General features: G+C 35.7%; 26 protein-coding genes and 1 other annotated feature. Of the genes, 2 read left to right on the top strand and 24 right to left on the bottom strand.

Annotated features, from left to right (window positions below):
* Positions 1 to 300: hypothetical protein (locus ACFVR1_RS14955; protein WP_387585142.1), on the top strand; the 300-nt coding region annotated here is incomplete at its 5' end.
* On the opposite strand, the gene ruvA is transcribed toward ACFVR1_RS14955, so the two are convergent.
* From ruvA to safA, 3 genes are all read right to left on the bottom strand, one after another.
* On the bottom strand, positions 283 to 903 hold the full coding sequence (ruvA, locus tag ACFVR1_RS14960; RefSeq protein WP_387585143.1) for a Holliday junction branch migration protein RuvA: 621 nt from the start codon (positions 901 to 903) through the stop codon (positions 283 to 285). The two genes, ACFVR1_RS14955 and ruvA, sit on opposite strands and share 18 nt — an antisense overlap.
* Positions 904 to 1,007: 104 nt before the next feature.
* Entirely contained in the window at positions 1,008 to 1,856 is an 849-nt protein-coding gene (locus ACFVR1_RS14965; RefSeq protein WP_387585144.1) for a phosphotransferase, read from the bottom strand.
* Positions 1,857 to 1,859: 3 nt separating this feature from the next.
* Complete coding sequence (safA, locus tag ACFVR1_RS14970; RefSeq protein WP_387585145.1) at positions 1,860 to 2,819, bottom strand: SafA/ExsA family spore coat assembly protein; 960 nt, start codon at positions 2,817 to 2,819, stop codon at positions 1,860 to 1,862.
* A 135-nt stretch (positions 2,820 to 2,954) separates the two neighbouring features.
* Here safA and ACFVR1_RS14975 point away from each other — a divergent pair, with 135 nt between their 5' ends.
* Positions 2,955 to 3,485, top strand: a complete 531-nt coding sequence (locus tag ACFVR1_RS14975; RefSeq protein WP_387585147.1) for a transcription repressor NadR — start codon at positions 2,955 to 2,957, stop codon at positions 3,483 to 3,485.
* Positions 3,486 to 3,852: 367 nt separating this feature from the next.
* Here ACFVR1_RS14975 and pheA read toward each other — a convergent pair whose 3' ends face one another.
* The 21 genes from pheA to pilM form a co-directional block, all read right to left on the bottom strand.
* Positions 3,853 to 4,731 (bottom strand): prephenate dehydratase, encoded by an 879-nt coding sequence (gene pheA / locus ACFVR1_RS14980; RefSeq protein ID WP_387585148.1) that lies wholly within the window; start codon positions 4,729 to 4,731, stop codon positions 3,853 to 3,855.
* A gap of 12 nt (positions 4,732 to 4,743) precedes the next feature.
* A complete protein-coding gene (locus ACFVR1_RS14985; protein WP_387585150.1) occupies positions 4,744 to 5,199 on the bottom strand; it encodes an ACT domain-containing protein in 456 nt (151 codons plus the stop codon).
* Between the two features lie 17 nt (positions 5,200 to 5,216).
* Positions 5,217 to 6,506 (bottom strand): GTPase ObgE, encoded by a 1,290-nt coding sequence (gene obgE / locus ACFVR1_RS14990; RefSeq protein WP_387585151.1) that lies wholly within the window; start codon positions 6,504 to 6,506, stop codon positions 5,217 to 5,219.
* A gap of 11 nt (positions 6,507 to 6,517) precedes the next feature.
* The gene (locus tag ACFVR1_RS14995; protein ID WP_387585152.1) at positions 6,518 to 7,045 is read right to left on the bottom strand and encodes a Spo0B domain-containing protein; all 528 of its coding nucleotides are present in this window, start codon (positions 7,043 to 7,045) and stop codon (positions 6,518 to 6,520) included.
* Between the two features lie 192 nt (positions 7,046 to 7,237).
* Positions 7,238 to 7,528 carry a 50S ribosomal protein L27 gene (gene rpmA / locus ACFVR1_RS15000; RefSeq protein WP_090564003.1) on the bottom strand — a complete coding sequence of 97 codons (291 nt, stop codon included), beginning with the start codon at positions 7,526 to 7,528 and terminating at the stop codon, positions 7,238 to 7,240.
* 12 nt (positions 7,529 to 7,540) lie between these two features.
* A complete protein-coding gene (locus ACFVR1_RS15005; RefSeq protein ID WP_387585154.1) occupies positions 7,541 to 7,876 on the bottom strand; it encodes a ribosomal-processing cysteine protease Prp in 336 nt (111 codons plus the stop codon).
* Position 7,877: 1 nt separating this feature from the next.
* The gene (gene rplU, locus ACFVR1_RS15010; RefSeq protein ID WP_387585156.1) at positions 7,878 to 8,186 is read right to left on the bottom strand and encodes a 50S ribosomal protein L21; all 309 of its coding nucleotides are present in this window, start codon (positions 8,184 to 8,186) and stop codon (positions 7,878 to 7,880) included.
* A 12-nt stretch (positions 8,187 to 8,198) separates the two neighbouring features.
* Positions 8,199 to 8,278, bottom strand: a sequence feature (ribosomal protein L21 leader region).
* A gap of 52 nt (positions 8,279 to 8,330) precedes the next feature.
* A complete protein-coding gene (locus ACFVR1_RS15015) occupies positions 8,331 to 8,927 on the bottom strand; it encodes a site-2 protease family protein (RefSeq protein WP_387585157.1) in 597 nt (198 codons plus the stop codon).
* Complete coding sequence (locus ACFVR1_RS15020; protein ID WP_387585159.1) at positions 8,917 to 9,465, bottom strand: hypothetical protein; 549 nt, start codon at positions 9,463 to 9,465, stop codon at positions 8,917 to 8,919. The genes ACFVR1_RS15015 and ACFVR1_RS15020 overlap by 11 nt, the downstream gene beginning before the upstream one ends.
* 90 nt (positions 9,466 to 9,555) lie before the next feature.
* Positions 9,556 to 10,356: a septum site-determining protein MinD gene (gene minD / locus ACFVR1_RS15025; protein WP_387585160.1), complete on the bottom strand. Its 801-nt coding sequence runs from the start codon at positions 10,354 to 10,356 to the stop codon at positions 9,556 to 9,558.
* Between the two features lies 1 nt (position 10,357).
* Positions 10,358 to 11,029 (bottom strand): septum site-determining protein MinC, encoded by a 672-nt coding sequence (gene minC, locus ACFVR1_RS15030; protein WP_387585162.1) that lies wholly within the window; start codon positions 11,027 to 11,029, stop codon positions 10,358 to 10,360.
* A 34-nt stretch (positions 11,030 to 11,063) separates the two neighbouring features.
* Entirely contained in the window at positions 11,064 to 11,591 is a 528-nt protein-coding gene (gene mreD, locus ACFVR1_RS15035) for a rod shape-determining protein MreD (protein ID WP_387585164.1), read from the bottom strand.
* Positions 11,588 to 12,490, bottom strand: a complete 903-nt coding sequence (mreC, locus tag ACFVR1_RS15040; RefSeq protein WP_387585166.1) for a rod shape-determining protein MreC — start codon at positions 12,488 to 12,490, stop codon at positions 11,588 to 11,590. Before mreC ends, mreD begins: the two co-directional genes overlap by 4 nt.
* Positions 12,491 to 12,503: 13 nt before the next feature.
* Positions 12,504 to 13,523, bottom strand: a complete 1,020-nt coding sequence (locus tag ACFVR1_RS15045) for a rod shape-determining protein (RefSeq protein WP_387585168.1) — start codon at positions 13,521 to 13,523, stop codon at positions 12,504 to 12,506.
* Positions 13,524 to 13,618: 95 nt separating this feature from the next.
* Positions 13,619 to 14,317, bottom strand: coding sequence for a RadC family protein (gene radC / locus ACFVR1_RS15050; RefSeq protein ID WP_387585170.1), 699 nt, complete (start codon positions 14,315 to 14,317; stop codon positions 13,619 to 13,621).
* Positions 14,314 to 14,916, bottom strand: coding sequence for a Maf family protein (locus ACFVR1_RS15055; RefSeq protein WP_387585172.1), 603 nt, complete (start codon positions 14,914 to 14,916; stop codon positions 14,314 to 14,316). The genes radC and ACFVR1_RS15055 overlap by 4 nt, the downstream gene beginning before the upstream one ends.
* 94 nt (positions 14,917 to 15,010) lie before the next feature.
* Positions 15,011 to 15,655, bottom strand: coding sequence for a hypothetical protein (locus ACFVR1_RS15060; RefSeq protein WP_387585173.1), 645 nt, complete (start codon positions 15,653 to 15,655; stop codon positions 15,011 to 15,013).
* Positions 15,656 to 15,741: 86 nt separating this feature from the next.
* A complete protein-coding gene (locus ACFVR1_RS15065; RefSeq protein ID WP_387585174.1) occupies positions 15,742 to 16,497 on the bottom strand; it encodes a prepilin peptidase in 756 nt (251 codons plus the stop codon).
* Positions 16,494 to 17,198, bottom strand: coding sequence for a type 4a pilus biogenesis protein PilO (gene pilO, locus ACFVR1_RS15070; protein ID WP_387585176.1), 705 nt, complete (start codon positions 17,196 to 17,198; stop codon positions 16,494 to 16,496). The genes ACFVR1_RS15065 and pilO overlap by 4 nt, the downstream gene beginning before the upstream one ends.
* Entirely contained in the window at positions 17,195 to 17,785 is a 591-nt protein-coding gene (locus tag ACFVR1_RS15075; RefSeq protein WP_387585177.1) for a PilN domain-containing protein, read from the bottom strand. Before ACFVR1_RS15075 ends, pilO begins: the two co-directional genes overlap by 4 nt.
* A complete protein-coding gene (pilM, locus tag ACFVR1_RS15080) occupies positions 17,785 to 18,759 on the bottom strand; it encodes a type IV pilus biogenesis protein PilM (RefSeq protein ID WP_387585178.1) in 975 nt (324 codons plus the stop codon). Before pilM ends, ACFVR1_RS15075 begins: the two co-directional genes overlap by 1 nt.
* Positions 18,760 to 18,784: the final 25 nt, after the last annotated feature.

Here is an 18,784-nt window from a genome sequence, read left to right on the forward strand (position 1 = left end):
GCGGGGCGAGCGACGAGCCTCCTCCTTCGCTTCGCTTCGTGCGGGGTCTCGTCTGTCTCGCTATTCCCGCAGGAGTCTCATGCCGCCGCACTAAATCCTTTTATGGTAATAAAAATTGAGCAAGTAACTAAAAAAAATTATATTGAGGGTTTTCAATTCCCTCATCGCAGTGACGGTGAGACTGAAGCCATGCTCGAGAATAGCTTCCGCCATTGTGGAAATCAACGGCATTTCTATGTAACTCTTCTTAAAAGGATCTGGCGTCTTTTTGCCCGGTTTTTCTTATTTACCAGAAAATAATATTTGAAGTGATCTTTTTATGAAATCATCTGTTGTTTGCAGAGATTCGTCTCCCTTTAATATCGGACGAATTTTTGACAATTCACGTTCAGAATATCCTAATGCTGTTAATGCAAGCATTGCTTCTTCTAACTCATGATTTTCTTGGCTAGCGTCAAATAAGGATGGCTCGTCCGTTGTAAAATCAAATTGCTCTATATTAATTAGATCATTTAATTTTCCTTTTAAATCGAGAATCATCTGTCGAGCAGTTTTTTTACCAACACCAGGAAATTTGACAAGAAACGATTCATCTTCTCGTTCTATTGCTTGTATTACATGATTTGGCTCACCACTGGTTAAAATAGCTAGTGCTCCTTTTGGACCTATGCCTGAGACTAGAATAAGTTTTCTAAACAACTCTCTTTGGGAAAGGTCTAAAAATCCCATTAATTGCTGTGCATCTTCTCTTACATGAAAATGTGTATATACTTGAATTATTTCTTCGCTTTTATGAAAAGCAAACGGATTTGGAGTAAATATTTGATAACCAATCCCCTGTTGTTCAACAACAACATACTCAGGTGTAACACGCGTAACCTGACCTTTTATATAATCATACATATCTTTTATCCCTCACAATCGACAGACCTATTATAGCATAATAGTATAGACAACAAGAAAGAAGGTCGCTCTCTAAACGAGCGACCAACGCTATATTTATTCACTTATAATTTACTTAAATTATAACATAATTTTGGCCATTCCAATAATGCTTTCTTTGTATATGGAATTAGCTGATCAATAAACTTTTGCTTTCTTTCTATTGGCAGTGCATAAGCATACAGCCATTCTCTATATAATTCATTCGGATACATCAATGCCTCTTTATGTTTAGAAACTACCTTTTCTAAAGAGGGAAACTCATGAATTAAAAAATAAATATCATAGTCAATTGCAGGAAGCACACGATGTATCCACAAAATGTCTTCCATTTCTTTTGGACCAATTACAGCAAGATCAAAGTCTATCATTTTGTATGCTTTTTGGTTGGTTAAAAAATTGTGATGTACAACATCCCCATGCAATATCGTAATTTCTTTATTACCAAATGATTTTATATTATTCAATGCAATTTCACCATATTGAAGAAGTAGCCTAGTATTATCTACACCTATATAAAACTCTACAAAGTAAGAGATCTCTTTCATTTTTAAACAACGGTTTTGCCATTTAGAAATTAAATCAAACTGTCCAAGCAAGTTGTAGTCTTCCCATTTTATCATTCGATTTGTCTCGTGTAACTCTTTCAATAAAGAAAAGACTTCTTTTCGATCTCTTTCACTGCCATAATCAACCGAATGTGTTCCTTTAAACCAAGGCTGTATGATAAAGTCTTCTTGGACAGATTCCATAACAGGTAAAATAAATGGTTTGTCAAGTTGCTGTAGTTCTTGATGGATTAAGCGAATTTTTTCTGCTTGTTCCACCGTTGAATACTTTTTTACAGAAAAAAGACCATTTTCATTTTCCCATTTCCATACATTTTTTTTTATTTGTCGAATATAATTATTCACTTTTTAAAAGTGATGGTACGGATGTGGTGGACATGGATACACTGGAACGTAACATACATGCATACACGGATAACCCCCGTAAGGGTCCATTAAAGGCATCATATTAGGTTCCATGTATGGAAATGGTTGCATTGACTGACAGTACTCACATTCACACATTGGTTCACATTCACACATTGGTTCGAAAGGTACCAATGGTCCGAATTGAGGAGACGGCTCTTCCATTACTGGGCTCACAAATTCTGGGGTTGGTTGAACTGGTGGTGCTACTGTTGGCGCTACCGGTAATGGTGGCATTGGCGGCATTGGTGGAACTTGTGCTGTAGGACTAACCTCATTTGTTACTTTGATTACTTCTTTTTCATGATCTTCATTGTGAATATTTATATGAATCGATGTAGATTCAATAAGTCTCCAACCTTGAGGGGATGGAATCATTTCTATCTCGGGTACTGGCATTATATGATATGGCATAGTGTATGGTTGGATTGGCGGAGCAGGTGGTACTTGTTTCGCTTTTGGAGCAACTGGAACTGGTTGAACTGGCACTGGTTGAACTGGCAAGGCTTTATGAATTGGATGAGCAGGTAGAGCTTTATAAATTGGATGAACATGAACTGGATGCGATATATGGACTGGATGGTGTGGGTGGTGTGGATGGTGGTGTGGATGGTGTGGATGAGTTGTATGAACGGGTTGTTGTTTCATTTTATTTTCATGATGTGGTTGAATCTTGACTTCCTCCTTCTTTACCATTTCTTTTTTAACTGGACGTTCCTCGCTATATGGATGTCTCGAAGACTCCATTTTTTTCGTTTCAGGAATAAAAATCTTCATCCCTGGCACAATATACTCCGGATTTGCGAGATGCGCATTTAATTTCTTAAGTTCATCAAAGGAAACGCCATAGCTTCTCGAAATTTTCCAAAGAGTATCCCCTTTTTGTACGATATGGATGTGCACAGTTTTCCTCCTTCCTTCCTTCTAAAATATGTATATCAATTTCAAATGGTCACATGTTTTTAAAACAATGTAAGTCCCTTCATGTTAAACTTATGTAATGATAGTATGCAGTTATGCAAGTTTGGAGGGGTTTTGTTGAAAAAACTAAAAGGTCAAGAAAGAAGAGAATGGATTTTATCTTTTTTAAAAGAACAAAATCAACCTATTACAGGGACTGAGTTGGCTAAACTAGCGAATGTCAGTCGTCAAGTAATTGTAAACGATATTACATTATTAAAAGCAACGAACATTCCAATCATTTCTACTAGTCAAGGATATATTCTAATGCCTAACAAAGAAAATATGATGTATGTTCAAAAACGTGTTGCTTGCCGGCATCAATCCAAAGATTCCGAGAATGAATTGCTCACGTTGGTTGATGCAGGTGTAACAGTCGAAAACGTCACAGTTGAACATCCAGTTTACGGGGAAATTTCTTCCTCTATAATGGTTTCGAATCGCCATGATGTCGAATTGTTTTTAAAGAAGGTACGAGAAACAGAGGCTTCATTTTTATTAGAGCTTACGTCAGGCATACATCTTCACCTTCTTTCTGCACCGAACGAAGAAATTTTAAATCGTGGAATAGATGCGATTCGAAGAAAAGGATATTTGATTGAAGAATAGAAGAGCAACAAGGAAATTACTAATATAATCGCAAGCACCCTTTAAGTGCATCTAGTCTTCAACTTTTCTAAAGGGCTTTGGACGAAACATGGGATACACTATTTTACCGTTAGAATTGTGGATCGTGAAATGACAGCGTCACTTGAGCTTGCGCAGGAGCACATATCTTTTTTGCGACGAGCTTTGCGCAGGAGGAGCAAGGGAAGCGGCTTAATACTTGCCAATTTGCAGCTGTCCATCTGCGGAGTTAATCAATCTGTTTCTAACATGTAAATTGGTATATTTTTATTTTAAAAAGCACCTCCATTTTTTAATAGGAAGGTGCTTTTTGTTTATTTATATATATCGCGTTACTCTTAAAAGAATATCAGTCTAAAGGTACTTCATTTTCGGTTTCATATGTATTATAAGAGCCAAGTGATTTGACTTCACATCCTAAAGCCCTTAATTCTTCCATAGCTCCTACCATCATAGGTTTTCTCTCGTCTTCTAAAATATCGATAACAAAGAAGTATTGTCCTAAGCCTGTTTTTAATGGACGAGATTCAATTTTGCTCAGGTTAAGCTGTCTCCAAGCAAAAACGGAAAGTACTTGATGTAAAGCTCCTGAACGATCATCTTTTGGTAAGGTTATCATAACAGTCGTTTTTACTTGACCAATATGACTTGTCTTCTGCAAACAAAGATTTCTTTTTGAAAGAACAAAGAAACGTGTATGATTAAAATGGAAATCATGAATATTATGCTCAACAATTGATAATCCATATTCTTCTGCAGCAGAATAATTTCCGATAGCTGCAATACATGATTCTCCGTTTTCGGAAACATACTTTGCAGCAGCTGCTGTTGAAGTTGATTGTTCCAAAGGTACTTTTCCAAATCGATAATATAAATATTTATGACACTGTGCCAAAGCATGTGGGTGTGAATAAATAGTCTTTATTTCTTCCCATTTTCCCTCATTATTAGGATGGACCATAAGATGCTGCTCAATTGGAGCTTGTATTTCCGCAATAACATAAAGATCTACTTCATGAAATAAGTAATCGATAGTCAGTGGAACAGTTCCCTCCAAAGCATTTTCTAGGGGAACTACTGCAATATCCACTTTTCCATTTACAACAGTTTCGATGCACTCAGGTATCGTCCGGCACGGTACAAGTACATCACTATTAAATAATGCTTTTGTTGCTAAATGCGTAAAGGAAGCTTCCGGTCCAAGATAAGCCACTTTTTGTATTGCCATATGAAACCCTCCTTACAAAGCACCAGAACTAATTACTTCAGCAGATTCCACAAAGTCTAGTCGCTTCATATCATTGATAAATTCATCAAGCTGTTTAGTCATTGCTGTTACATCTAAAGACAAAGTAACGCTTGCTCTCCCTTGAATAGGAATCGTTTGATGTATAGTTAAAATATTTATTGAAGATTCTGCAACAAGATGTAAAAGTCTAGCAAGAGCGCCTTCTCTATCTTCAAGTTGCAGAAATACTGTCAAAATTCTTTCCTGCACAATCGAATGGAAAGGAAAAACCGCGTCGCGATATTTATAAAAAGCACTCCGAGATAAATCAACTTCTTTTACTGCATCCCAAATCGAGGATACTTTTCCAGATTGGAGAAGATACTTAGCTTCCAAAGTTTTTTGCATTGCTTCGGTAAGTACATCCTCCCTTACTAAATAAAAGCGTTGATGAGTCACATCTTTCATACGGTTTCCTCATTTCCCTATTCGATAAATTCAAACTCAAATTCCAATAGTCTTACTGTATCTCCATCTTTTGCACCACGTTCACGAAGTGCATCATCGATTCCCATACCACGTAATTGTCTTGAAAATCTGCGAATAGAGTCTTCACGACTAAAGTCTGTCATCTTAAATAAGCGTTCAACAGTTCCGCCTGATAATACAAATGCACCATCGTCATCTCTTGAAATTATGAAATCATCTTTTTTCGCTTCATGTTTATACATAACAGATGTTTCAGTTTCTTCTTCCACCAAGTTTTGCAACGGAAATTCAGGAGCTACTTCTAACATGTCAGCAATGGCAAAAAGCAAGTCTTGTAATCCTTGACGAGAAATAGCGGAAATAGGGAATATTTTCATATCAGATCCTACTTTTTCACGAAATGCTTTTAAATTTTCTTCTGATTCTGGCATGTCCATTTTATTTGCAACAATTATTTGTGGTCTTTCTGTTAAACGAAGATTATATTGTTTTAATTCATCATTAATTGTTAAGTAATCCTCATAAGGATCGCGTCCTTCAAGTCCAGACATATCAATAACATGCACGATAACTCGCGTACGCTCAATATGACGCAAGAACTGATGACCTAGGCCAACACCTTCATGTGCCCCTTCGATTAATCCTGGTAAGTCTGCCATCGCAAAACTACGGTGATCTTCCGTTTCGACCATTCCTAAATTTGGAACGATTGTTGTAAAATGATATGGAGCAATTTTCGGTTTTGCAGCTGATACAACGGATAGTAAAGTCGATTTCCCTACACTTGGGAACCCAACCAAACCAACATCAGCTAAAACTTTAAGTTCTAACGTAACATTTAACTCGAAACCAGGTTCTCCTTTTTCCGAAAGCTCTGGCGCTGGGTTAGCAGGAGTAGCGAACCTAGAGTTTCCTCTACCTCCACGTCCACCTTTAGCAATAACTGCTTTTTGACCATTTTCCACTAAATCAGCAATTACTTGACCGGTTTCTTCATTCATAACAACAGTACCTGGCGGAACTTTTACAAATAAATCATCCGCATTTGCGCCGTGCATATTTTTACTTCCTCCATGGTCTCCACGGTTTGCCTTGAAATTTCGTTTATAGCGAAAATCCATTAACGTACGTAAACCCTCATCTACTACGAAAACAACATCTCCACCATTCCCGCCGTCCCCGCCTGCAGGACCTCCCATAGGAACATACTTTTCACGACGGAATCCTACCATTCCATCTCCGCCGTCTCCACCTTTGACGTACACTTTCACGTGATCAACGAACATTTATTTCACTCCTATCTCTCACTTGCAATTAGTCTAAATTTAATTTGCTTTTCTGTGTTCATTTCTTTCTCGACACGCAATAATCCTTTAAAAGACTCATCAATCCAGTTATAGGAAGTCCATTCTCCTACTAATTCTACATGAACTTCCAATACATCATTGGAATAAAGATGAATTCTTAATACCTGTTCTTGATACCCTTTCAGCAATGGATATATAGTGTCAATAAATTGTTCTAAATAATCTTTTAAAGGCGTATCGTATCGTTCTGCCCCACGATTAAGTAGAGTAGTTTGAACTTCCAACGATACTTTATTGTAAGCTATACTGAATGTTTGTAGCCATTCATTTGTATTATATAGACCAGTATTATTCACATCAAAAAATTGGGTGCATTTACTTGAGTATGTGTGAATCAGATTTTTTGCCTCTTCGAGTCTATCCATATCTATATTCATTTGAATCAAATGTAGATTATTTAAAAAATCATGCATCGTGTGACGCAACACTTCATTAATTGATATTTGTTTAGAGTCCATAATCGTATACACGCTCCATATTAAGCTGTCCTTAATCAAGTATAACAGGTATAGCTTTTTTTTTCTTGAGAGAAATAAGAAAAACACTGAAGCTGATGTCTTTAAAAGTAAACTCATGTATAAATTTTAATTTCTTGACTTTTCAAGAGAAAAGAAAAAGGACTGCATAAATGCAGTCCTTTTGTTTTTAGATTAAGCTTCTTGAGCTACAGGATATACACTTACTTTTTTCTTGTCGCGGCCGAAACGCTCAAAGCGCACTACACCGTCAACTTTCGCAAAAAGTGTGTCATCTCCCCCACGTCCAACGTTTTCACCCGGATGAATTTTAGTACCGCGTTGACGGTATAAGATTGATCCGCCTGATACAAATTGTCCATCAGCACGTTTAGCGCCAAGACGTTTTGATTGAGAGTCACGACCGTTACGAGTCGAACCTACTCCCTTTTTGGATGCGAAAAACTGAAGATTTAATTTTAACATATGTTCCACCTCCTACTTTTTGAAGGTAATTTTTATATACTTATCGTATTCTTGCTCAATCGTTTGTAAAGAAACAATCATCGCTTCTAGAATTAACTGCATGTGAGCAGCTTTTTCTGGATTTGATATGCTTGGCACTTCGACGTATAAATAGCCTCCGTCACCGTTTTGCTTAATAATAGGAGTAATTTCTGTAAGAGCAATGATGGCATTAACTGCACCAAATGATACAGCAGAAGCACCTGCACATACTAAATCTTTTCCATAACCCGCAAAATTAGCATGTCCTTTCATTTCAAATGAATGAATTAGACCTGATTGATCTTTTGTTACAGTCACTTTAATCATCTTATAAACTAATAGATTCTACTACTAATTTAGTGTATGGTTGACGATGACCTTGTTTTTTATGGTAGTTCTTTTTAGCTTTGTATTTGAAAACGATGATTTTTTTAGCTTTGCCGTTTTTTACAACTTTCGCTGTAACTTTAGCACCTTCCACGAATGGAGCACCAACTTTAACATCATCTCCACCTACGAATAAAACTTTGTCAAAAGTTACAACTTCATCAGCATTTACATCTAATTTTTCAATGTAGATTTCTTGCCCTTGTTCAACTTTGATTTGTTTCCCACCAGTTTCAATAATTGCGTACATACTTGCACCTCCTCTTAGACTAAGACTCGCCTTCCAAAAGGTGATTCGATTACTCGAATACTTTTACCTTTTCAGAGCGGTTGTAGCAACGGGTGCTGCTACAAACAATAACATTAGAATATTATCACATTCGGAATAATATAGTCAAGCATTTTTCGTTATAAAATCGAATGCTAGCTTGTACTTTCTAAATCTCCAATAAGAATAATTTTGTAAAGCTAAAAATAAGAAGACAATTGTAACAGAAAGTGCCTTTGGAAAATAGTACAAACTCACACAGAATATTATAAAACTAAAGGAGAGAGAGAAAACAATCACCTCAACGTATTTATCTGGAATAAATACCATTAAAGCTCGTCCACCGTCTAATGGATAAACAGGAAGTAAGTTTAAGAATAAAATTATTAGTTGTGTAACTTCCATTATATTTTTTTGTGGCAAGTTGACATAATGGAAAAATACGAATAATAGAAAAGTAAAAAACGGACCAAATAATATAACTACAAGTTGTTGTCTATTTGTCCGATTGGAAAATTGCTCCATCTTAATCTCGCCGCCATACGGTAAAATCGTACATGAGTTTACTCTTATACCTATCAGCTTTGCCGCTAGCAAATGCCCAAGTTCATGAAATAATAGCGATCCAAAAACAATGGAGTATATAGCAATCTCTCCAGAAAAATAAAAAAATAAAAAAAAAGGAATCATGATGGGATGTACTTTGAAGATTTTATTGTTCATACGTTTCCGCTAGCCATCCGACCAGTTCATTCGTGTCTAACGTTTTCTTGTCCTTTTCTACTTTAATATAAAGAATTTCATTGTCCGCAGAAGCAAAACTATCTCCTGCATTTATAGTTGTATATGGCAATTGATGAAACTCTTTAACAAATCCAAACGTCGCTGTTTCTCCAGTGTCATATAAAATTGAAAGAGTCTTTCCGGTTTTTTTAGTATACCCAGTAAATATTATCAATCCATTTTCAGTGGCATATAGATCTTGTGAATCTTCAATTGATAATATTGCACCATCCTCAAAAGGTTGTATCGATTTATACTCGATTAAAGGAGGTGACGATATAGGTGCGCTAACATTAATTAGATCTTCCGATTTTGTAAACCAAGAAACTACTTTCTTATATATTTCACTTGGTTTTTGAGGTTCTAGTAGCGATGTGGAGTAACTAGTTGATAATACATCATTATTTTCAAATTTATACAACATAAAAAATAGCATTACGAATACAAATGCAAACATCCATTTTTTTTTAGAAAACATAACATTCCCCCTCTCATATATATATGAAATAGGGGGCAATTTCATGAAAAAATAAACCGACTACTATAAAATTTAGTAGTCGGCTAGAATTTATTTTGAAAAGATAGATTTGATTTTAGACATAACACCTTTTTTCGGCATGTCCATAGACATTAGTGGTACAGACTCACCTAAAATACGACGTGCAATGTTACGGTACCCTAATGCTGCCCTATTAGATGGATCCATGACAACGGGTTCACCTTTATTTGATGATGTGATAACACTTTCGTCATCAGCTACAATTCCCAATAGATCAATCGATAAATGAGTCGTAATTTCATTAATATCTAGTGCTTCGCCTTTATTCATTAGATGCTGACGAATGCGATTAATAATTAATTTTGGTGGATCAATTGTTTCCTCCTGCTCCAATAACCCAATTATACGATCTGCATCACGAACTGCAGAAATTTCAGGAGTTGTCACCACAATTGCCTTGTCTGCTCCAGCAACTGCATTTTTATACCCTTGCTCAATTCCGGCGGGACAGTCTATTAATACATAATCATAGTCCCTTTTTAACTCGGTCACAAGGTCTTTCATTTGCTCTGGACTAACTGCATTTTTATCAGTTGTTTGGGCGGCGGGTAATAAAAATAATTTATCCTCAAAACGCTTGTCCTTCACTAATGCTTGATGAACTTTACAACGCCCTTCTATGACATCTACAAGATCATAAATGATTCTATTTTCAAGCCCCAGGACAACGTCTAAGTTTCTTAAACCGATATCAGTATCCATTAAACAAACTTTTTTACCTTGAAGAGCCAATGCAGTTCCAAGGTTTGCAGTTGTCGTCGTTTTACCGACTCCACCTTTCCCAGAGGTTATTACGATTGCTTCTCCCACATTAGCTTCCTCCTTTAAATGTCGATAGATTCGGTCTTATTAATCGAAGCTCTTGCAAACGATCAATTGCAATAAATCCATTAGTATGTAAATATGCGCATTCCATTTCTGGATGCTCGGATAATATACTTAACTCATCCGTCATTGTTTCTACTACATTATCAATTATCAAATGAGTAGCCTCTAACCATGATGCTGCAATTACGGCATCTCTTTTACCATTAGAACCAGCATGAGCTATTCCTTTTAATCTTCCTAATACAAATACATTACCACCCGCGACAACTCTTCCATTCGGATTGACGTCGCCAATAACTACTAAGTCACCTAAAGCGGTTATAACTTGTCCAGATCGAACTATACCTACGTAAGTTTCTGATTGATTTTCTAACAATCTTTTATTGCATTCTTCTACTGTCATTACTTCACTTTGAATTTTTGCTACTCGAAGATGTGCAGTTTGTTGCACACAGTTGATAATTTCTTTAGCTTGTTCATCATTACAATATCGATTTCCTAGTTGTAAAAGTACCTCTGCTTGACCTTCAAAACCCTCGTCAGAAACCTTTTTAGCTAATTCTTCTAAAAGCTCTGCATATGAACACTGATCGTCTAGGCGTAATACAAGGCCCTCTTTCGTTCCTTTAATAGATATTAACTGCTTTTTTGTCAATCAAGTCACCTCAGATCCACCGTTTAACGTAACATTATTTTTGAAGCAATAATGTTTTTTGTTTAAATCTATTTAGAAGAATATATTTAAAGAGCCATCCAAACATCACGATAAAGATAAAGTTAGCAATCATAGTTGGAATAAGATTATGTTGTAAAAAAACTGTAAATGTCATGCTTTTAATACCAATAAAAGTATAAAACAAAAATAATAATAACTCTACAGCTGCCACTAAAATAAGTGTCAAAATTGTAGCAACTAATAAATGCTGATAAACATATTTAGCAATAAAACTAGCAACTAAACACATTAATGGATAAATAAAAGAATATAAACCAATAATATCAATGAAAAACACATCATACAAGAGTCCAAAAAACACTGCATAAATTATTGCACGTTTCCGATCATAGTAGATAGCGACAAATATTAAATATATGATTAAAAAACGAGGAACTAAAACATAAAAATCACTATTTAGTTCAATAGGAGAAAAAAGTCCAAAAATCGGTTCCATATAAAATAATAGAACCGAAATGATAATTACTAAAAAACGGATCATGAGCCGTCACCCACACCTTTTGTTAAATCACTCTCCGTATTTCCCCCGTCTGTTCCATCTACTGGAGAAATAGTTCGTTTCGAGATAATAACATGGTCTAAAATAGAGAAATTAGCAGCTGGTTTTACATAAGCAAGCTTTGTTAAGCCATAATCATCTGTTGTTACTTCTGTAACTTCACCGATTAGTATACCTTTTGGGAAAATACCACCTAAACCAGAAGTAGTGACTTTTTGACCTTTTTTTACTTCAAACTCGGAATCGATTCTCTTTAATATCAGTTCTTTTCGTTTTTCATCATATCCTTCGATTAGCCCAAAAACTTCTTCTTTATCTGAAATTACTGCGGACACACGGTAATTAGGGTTTTGAGTTGATAAAAGTTCAACGGTAGATGTATATGGAGTTGTTAATATAACTTTCCCGATTAAACCTTGCGAAGTCATAACAGCCATATTTACTTCTACCCCATGAATTTCTCCTCTATCAATAATAATCTTCTCTTCCCATTGATCCGGATTTCTAGCAATTACAGTAGATTGAATTGGGTTAAATGCACGAAGACTTTCTTTTTTATCTATAATTTTACGTAATTCATTATTTTCTATTTCTAAATCACTTACATCTGCTTGTAAGGTAGCATAATCTTCTAATCTAGCTTTTAATCGTTTATTTTCATCATATGTATTAAGTAATGATTCTACATTATTAAAAACACCAGTAACGTACTGTGTCGGCTTCGAAAAAATGGATTGTCCAAAGCCGACCACGTCTTTAACTAATTGTTCAGGTACTGATGCATGATTTCTATCTCGTAACGAAAAGCTGATGAGTGCCACAAGAAATATCATTCCTACAAGCAGCAGTATTAATCGCTTATTTGAAAAAAACTGTGGCATATCTCACTACTCCTTAATTTCTCGTTTGTTGTCTTTTTAATAATTCCATATGATCAAGTGCTTTCCCTGTTCCAAAAGCTACACAATCTAATGGATTTTCTGCAATAAATACCGGCATATTCGTTTGGTAACTAATAACTTTATCTAAATTCTTAAGTAGTGCTCCACCACCTGTTAGCATAATTCCACGTTCCATTACATCTGCTGATAATTCGGGAGGTGTTTGCTCAAGTGTTTTCTTTACACCATCAATAATGGCAGAAATAGATTCACGAAGTGCATTGGCAATTTCTTTAGAAGAGATTTCAATTGTTTTAGGCAAGCCAGTTACTAAATCTCGACCACGAATATCCATCTGATCTTCCGTATCCATTACTCTCGCAGATCCAATTTCAATTTTAATTGCTTCAGCAGTACGTTCACCAATTGTTAAATTATATTTTTTACGAACATAGCTAGTAATCGCTTGGTCCATTGCATCGCCGCCAACTCGGACGGATTCACTCGTCACAATTCCCCCAAGTGAAATTACCGCTACTTCCGTAGTACCTCCACCTATATCAACGACCATACTGCCAGTAGGTTCCCACACTGGTAAATTTGCTCCGATAGCAGCTGCAAATGGTTCCTCTATTGTTACTGCATCACGAGCACCAGCTTGTTTTGCAGCGTCAATCACTGCACGCTGCTCTACAGAGGTAATTCCAAATGGTACACAAATCATCACATTTGGCTTACTCCAAGACATACCTGCCGCTTTCATCGCATTTTTCAAATAATATTCTATCATAGCTGAAGTTGTATCAAAGTCAGCGATTACACCATCTTTCATCGGACGAATAGCTACAATAGAACCAGGTGTACGTCCAATCATATTCTTTGCATCATTACCTACTGCAACGATGGCTCTATTCTGTACGTTTTTAGCAACTACTGACGGCTCTCTTAATACAATACCTTTTCCTTTAATAAAAACCAGCGTATTCGCTGTTCCTAAATCGATACCTACATCTCTTGATCCAAATCCAAACACTATTTTTTACTCCCTTTCCATCTAACGCAAGTTTCTCTATGCAAATTTTAAGTCATAACTCACATTATAACGGATAGAACGGAAAATGCACAGTGTCACATGTACCCCTTTTCTTTCAAACTGATAAATTGATGATCTCCAATGATTACATGATCTAATAATTCAATCCCCATAAGTTGCCCTGCTTCATATAATCTCTTAGTTACATCAATATCTTCGGGAGATGGTGCGGGATTGCCGGAGGGATGGTTATGAGCACAAATGATAGAAGCTGCAGACCGTTTTACTGCTTCGCGGAAAATTTCTCGTGGATGAACAATGGATGCATTTAGAGACCCTATAAAAATAGTTTGTTTATGGAGTATTTGGTTCTTGACATTTAAAAACAATGCTACAAAATGCTCTTGTTTCAAAAAAGTCATATCGGGCATTAAGTAAGTTGCTGCATCTTGCGGGGATCTTATCGTAAATTTATTATCTGTCTGTTGTTGGGATAACCTTCTTCCAAGCTCGACGGCTGCTAAGAGCTGAACTGCTTTTGCTTCTCCAATTCCTTTTACTGACATAATTTCTTCAATAGTAGCATTTTTTAGTTCTTGAATCTGTTCAAAAAAGCTCAGAACACGATTAGCTAGATGAAGAACCGATTCTTGCTTCGTACCAGTACGAAGCAAGATAGCTATTAGTTCTTGATTAGACAAGCTTTCTGCACCTTGTCTAACTAATCTCTCCCTAGGACGATCAGCTAAATGAACATCCTTAATCATTAAAGATGGATTCAAATTTACAGTCATTTAGATTTCTCCTTAGCAAATTCTATCACACCTAAATTTAGCAGAGTTCTATACAAACGACTTATAGGAAGACCTACCACATTATTATAATCTCCTTGGACGTTTTCAACGAATAGTCCCCCCATCGTTTGTATTCCATACCCTCCTGCTTTATCTAAGGAATCACCAGTTTCGACATAAGCATCGATTTCCTCATCAGTAAGCTCATAAAACTTTACTAAAGTAGATTCCGCAAAAGCAATACTTACATCTTGTCCTAAAATAGAAACACCTGTAATAACATTATGAACTTTTCCAGAAAGTAATCTTAGAAATTTTTTGGCTTGCTCATTATTTTTAGGCTTGGATAATAACTCACTACCTAAGCGAACAGTTGTATCAGCGGCAATTACTATGGCATTGGGATTTCTATGGGCAATGGTAGATGCCTTTAGATCCGCAATACCGATAGCCATTTCCTCTGGAGTATAGATACCATCTAACTCTTCGATTACACCTGATGGTTGTACTTCGAAAGGAATACCTAAACTACTAAAAAGTTCTTTTCTTCTAGGTGATTCACTTGCTAAAATAATTTTTTTGTCTGTAATAAGTTGCATCTTAATTCCCCCTTTACAATAGGATACAAAAGATACGCAAAAATGGGAATTGTGTATAATAACATTACAATTTCATTTCGCCACCATATTTACATCAAAAATTTAATTTTAAGCAACTATTTTGTTCTAAATAATGAGTCAAAACAAGTAATCTTATAACCGCAGAATCCTCTGAAAACGCTGATACAGCGGCTACTATACTCATCAAATCTTCTGGATATTCTTCTTTTTTAGCAAGTGAATCAAAATAATTTTTTGTTAGTTTTTCTTCTTGTAATACGTTGATAATATTTTTCATTTTCGGATCTTCACAACCCTTTGTAGAAATATATAATGGTTTAATGAAAGTTTGCAGATTTTCACTATCTGAAGTACTTACTTCATCAACAAACAATTTACTCCACACATAGAATTTATTATTTACATTGACAATGCTTGCCTTTTGAAGGCTAGGTTGCTCACTGATAAATGCAATTGCACTCTCTTTTGTTGTAAACACACCATATTGTTTAGCTTTAAAGGGAAGTGTTATATCAGCACTTACTTCTATTTTGTCATTTTTTTCATCCACCTTAGGTGGTGTAGATACTTGTCCATTCTGTTCTGCTTCTTCATTATTTTTTACATTTGATAAGTTTAAAAGAAATCCGAAGAGTAATACTCCAACTACTCCTATTATTAATCCTTGTATACCCGCTAGTATTACTTTATTCCTTGAATTCCGTCTTCTAATTGGCATAAATTCACCTCTTTTACCACAACCTTACCATTTCAAAAATAAAAAAAGACGAGACCTATGTCGTCTCGCCTACAAAAGTTATCGAGTTAAAAAAACAAATTTACATACCAGTCGACAATCGTATTGCCGAAAAAGTAGGAAATAATTGCAGCTGCTGCAATCGAAGGTCCAAATGGTATCGGTGTTTTACGTCCTTTCTTTGCTTTCTTCAAAATAATAACTCCAACAATAGCACCAATGAAAGACGCTAAAAATAGGGTTACTACAGTCTGCGTGACACCTAACACAATACCGATGACAAAAAATAGTTTAATATCTCCTCCACCCATTCCACCCTTCGACAATACTGCGATCAAAAATAACAGACCAAACCCTATTATCGCGCCTAAAATACTGTTCCACCAAGGAGTTAAAGGCGATAAAAATCTCATTGCAATTAAAGGAATTACGAAGAATAATAGAATCTTATCAGGTATTAGCATATAAGCAATATCAGATATTGTAATGATTACAAGCAACGAAATAAATAAAGTTGCTACAATTAATTCCTTTGAAAACCCAAGTTCAACAAATGCTAACGCGAATAATACACCCGTTGTAAGCTCCATCACTGGATACATCCAATGGATTTTCGTTCCACAACCTCTACATTTCCCTCTCAAAATCAAAAAGGAAAATACCGGCACTAAGTCGAGAATCGTCAAATTTCGTTCACAGACAGTGCAATGGGAAGGAGGTTTTACTATTGACTCTCCTTTTGGCACTCGTAATCCTACTACATTGAAGAAGGAACCGAAAATTAGGCCGTATATGAAAAATAATAGTGTATATAGAATAGTCATTTTAATTCTCCATTATTTTTTTCATCATAGTAAAACGTAGTCAATTGAATTGTAGCAGAAATCGTTTTTTCCGAATCCATTTCAGTTTGTTGTTCCTCACCTGGGACCGAGAACTTTATTTGATCGACACGAAGAATTCGTTCTAGGTTTTCAAGTTCTTTAATAAAAGAATTTAGATGATCGTAATCTTTTGTTAGTACAGAAATGTTTAAAGTAATTAACTTTAATTGAGCAGGAAGCACAGTATTAGCTACTGGAGAAACAGGTGTTTCATTAGCTGTATTTTCTTCAGTCGTTTCTGTATGATCCGTTTGTGCGTTTTCTTCCGTTTTAGTTGGCACAAGAGTAGATTCAACCACACTCTCGTCATAATTATTAAAGTTAATGGATTCTATTTTAGATTCGCTAATAAGCTCCACTTGTTCGATTGAACGAATTAACTCATTTAGAGCGCGAGTAACCGGAACTTTCTTTTGCAAAACAAAACTATTTTCCTCATTCTCTTTTTCACCACCTGGAATAGCTAATTGTGTTTCTAATACCGCAATTTCATTTCGAACATTACTTATCGTAACTTCTTTCGAACTTTTTTCTTCGTTTAAAGGGTAAACAAAGTAATAGTAGATTGCACCAAGAACCACCACAATTAAGGCTATTATTAAGAAGAAACCCGTTTTCTTATTACTTACTAAATCATTCATCGACGGGCACCTCCTGTACTTAAATACGTTTGATCGATGGAAAGATTAAGGGTTGCAGAATAACGTTCTTGAACATCAAAGTTAGTTCCTTTTGTTTCATCTGTATTGTCCACTGGCTCAAAGGTTGAAATTTGCTCCACTTTTACATCCCCAAAATAAGAACTATTTAATAATTTTCCAATGAAAATGGATACATCATTCATTGTCTCGAAATCTACAGTAAGAATTACACCTGTTTCATCAAATTGATAGTCTCGTAAATACGTGTCATCAACTAACAAAGATTGTACTTCATCCATCAAAGGGCTGACAGGATACGAAACACTTTCTACAAAAGCAACGGAAGAAGAAAGACTTCCTTGATTTTCTGTTTGATTAGTAGAAGAAACTTGAGCATTTAGCACATCTCTTTCTGCTGCTAATTGGGTTTCCTCGGTAGTTAATGCAGCTATATCTTTTTTATATGAAATTAATTGCATACTAATAAATATAATAAGTACAGCGAACAATATAATACCTAAAATAATGAAGAGATTATTAGACTTTCTTCTCTCCATATTGGGCAAAAGATTAATCTCTGGAACCATTAAAAGGCCTCCTTAAGAACAAGACCAAGAAGTGGCACATGCCTAGCTTTAAAATTAGGATAGACCGCTTGAATCATTGCATCATTAATATACTGAATGGGTGTTCCGTAATTTGCACGCATTTCGGAAGTTATATAGTCTATATCCGGGGAATCCCCTAAAATAATTATTTCATCTACTGCTTTTTCGCCTTTATATAAAGAGAAACGATAAAAATTTAAGATGCGATCGATTTCTGCAATTTGATCGATTAACTGGCTCCGATACTCTTCTATTTCTCCTTCATAAAAAAACAACACATCTTTCTCATTTTCCTGACGTGATTGCCATTTTTGTGTATGACTATCTATGGTTTGGTAACGAAGAAATTCAAGCTTTCCAGGAGTATAAATACTAATAGACACTCCATTAATCGACCAATCTGTTATTAAATAGCTTTTATCAGATACAAACTTATTCGTTTTTTCTAAGTAACGAATGGTGGATAACGTACGGACATCAGAAATTGTTGGATGTAAAGACAGATCGTCTAATAATCCTCCCATTTTAATAATTTCTTCCGAAGGAGCTGCAAATAGTGTTGCTTCCCCATCGTCCGGTTTTTCATCATACACATCGATTAATGGTTGAGAAAACGGAAGATGAATTGTGCGACCAAGCTCCATCTCCACATATCCTTTTAGTTTGGAAGAGATTAGGTCCTTAGGGTGCTCAAATGTTTTCATCATTACTAAACTGTCTGGTACAAAAAATCGCACATCGTACCGTTTGATGCCCCATTCTTTAATAAGGTCTTTCAATATATCGTATAGAGCCATTTCATCCCGAATTACGTCACCATCCATAATTCCAGCTTGAAGCGGCTGTTCATATAAGGTTGCTTGATTGATATCTGGGCTATCTAATACAATAGCCCGAATAATATTTGCATTCACTTCTAACGCAACAAAACGCTTCTTTTTACTTTTGAACATAGCCGTTGCCCCCTCTATATTTCTA

Source organism: Psychrobacillus sp. NPDC058041 (genome assembly GCF_042885655.1).
In the GTDB taxonomy this organism is placed as follows: Bacteria; Bacillota; Bacilli; order Bacillales_A; family Planococcaceae; genus Psychrobacillus.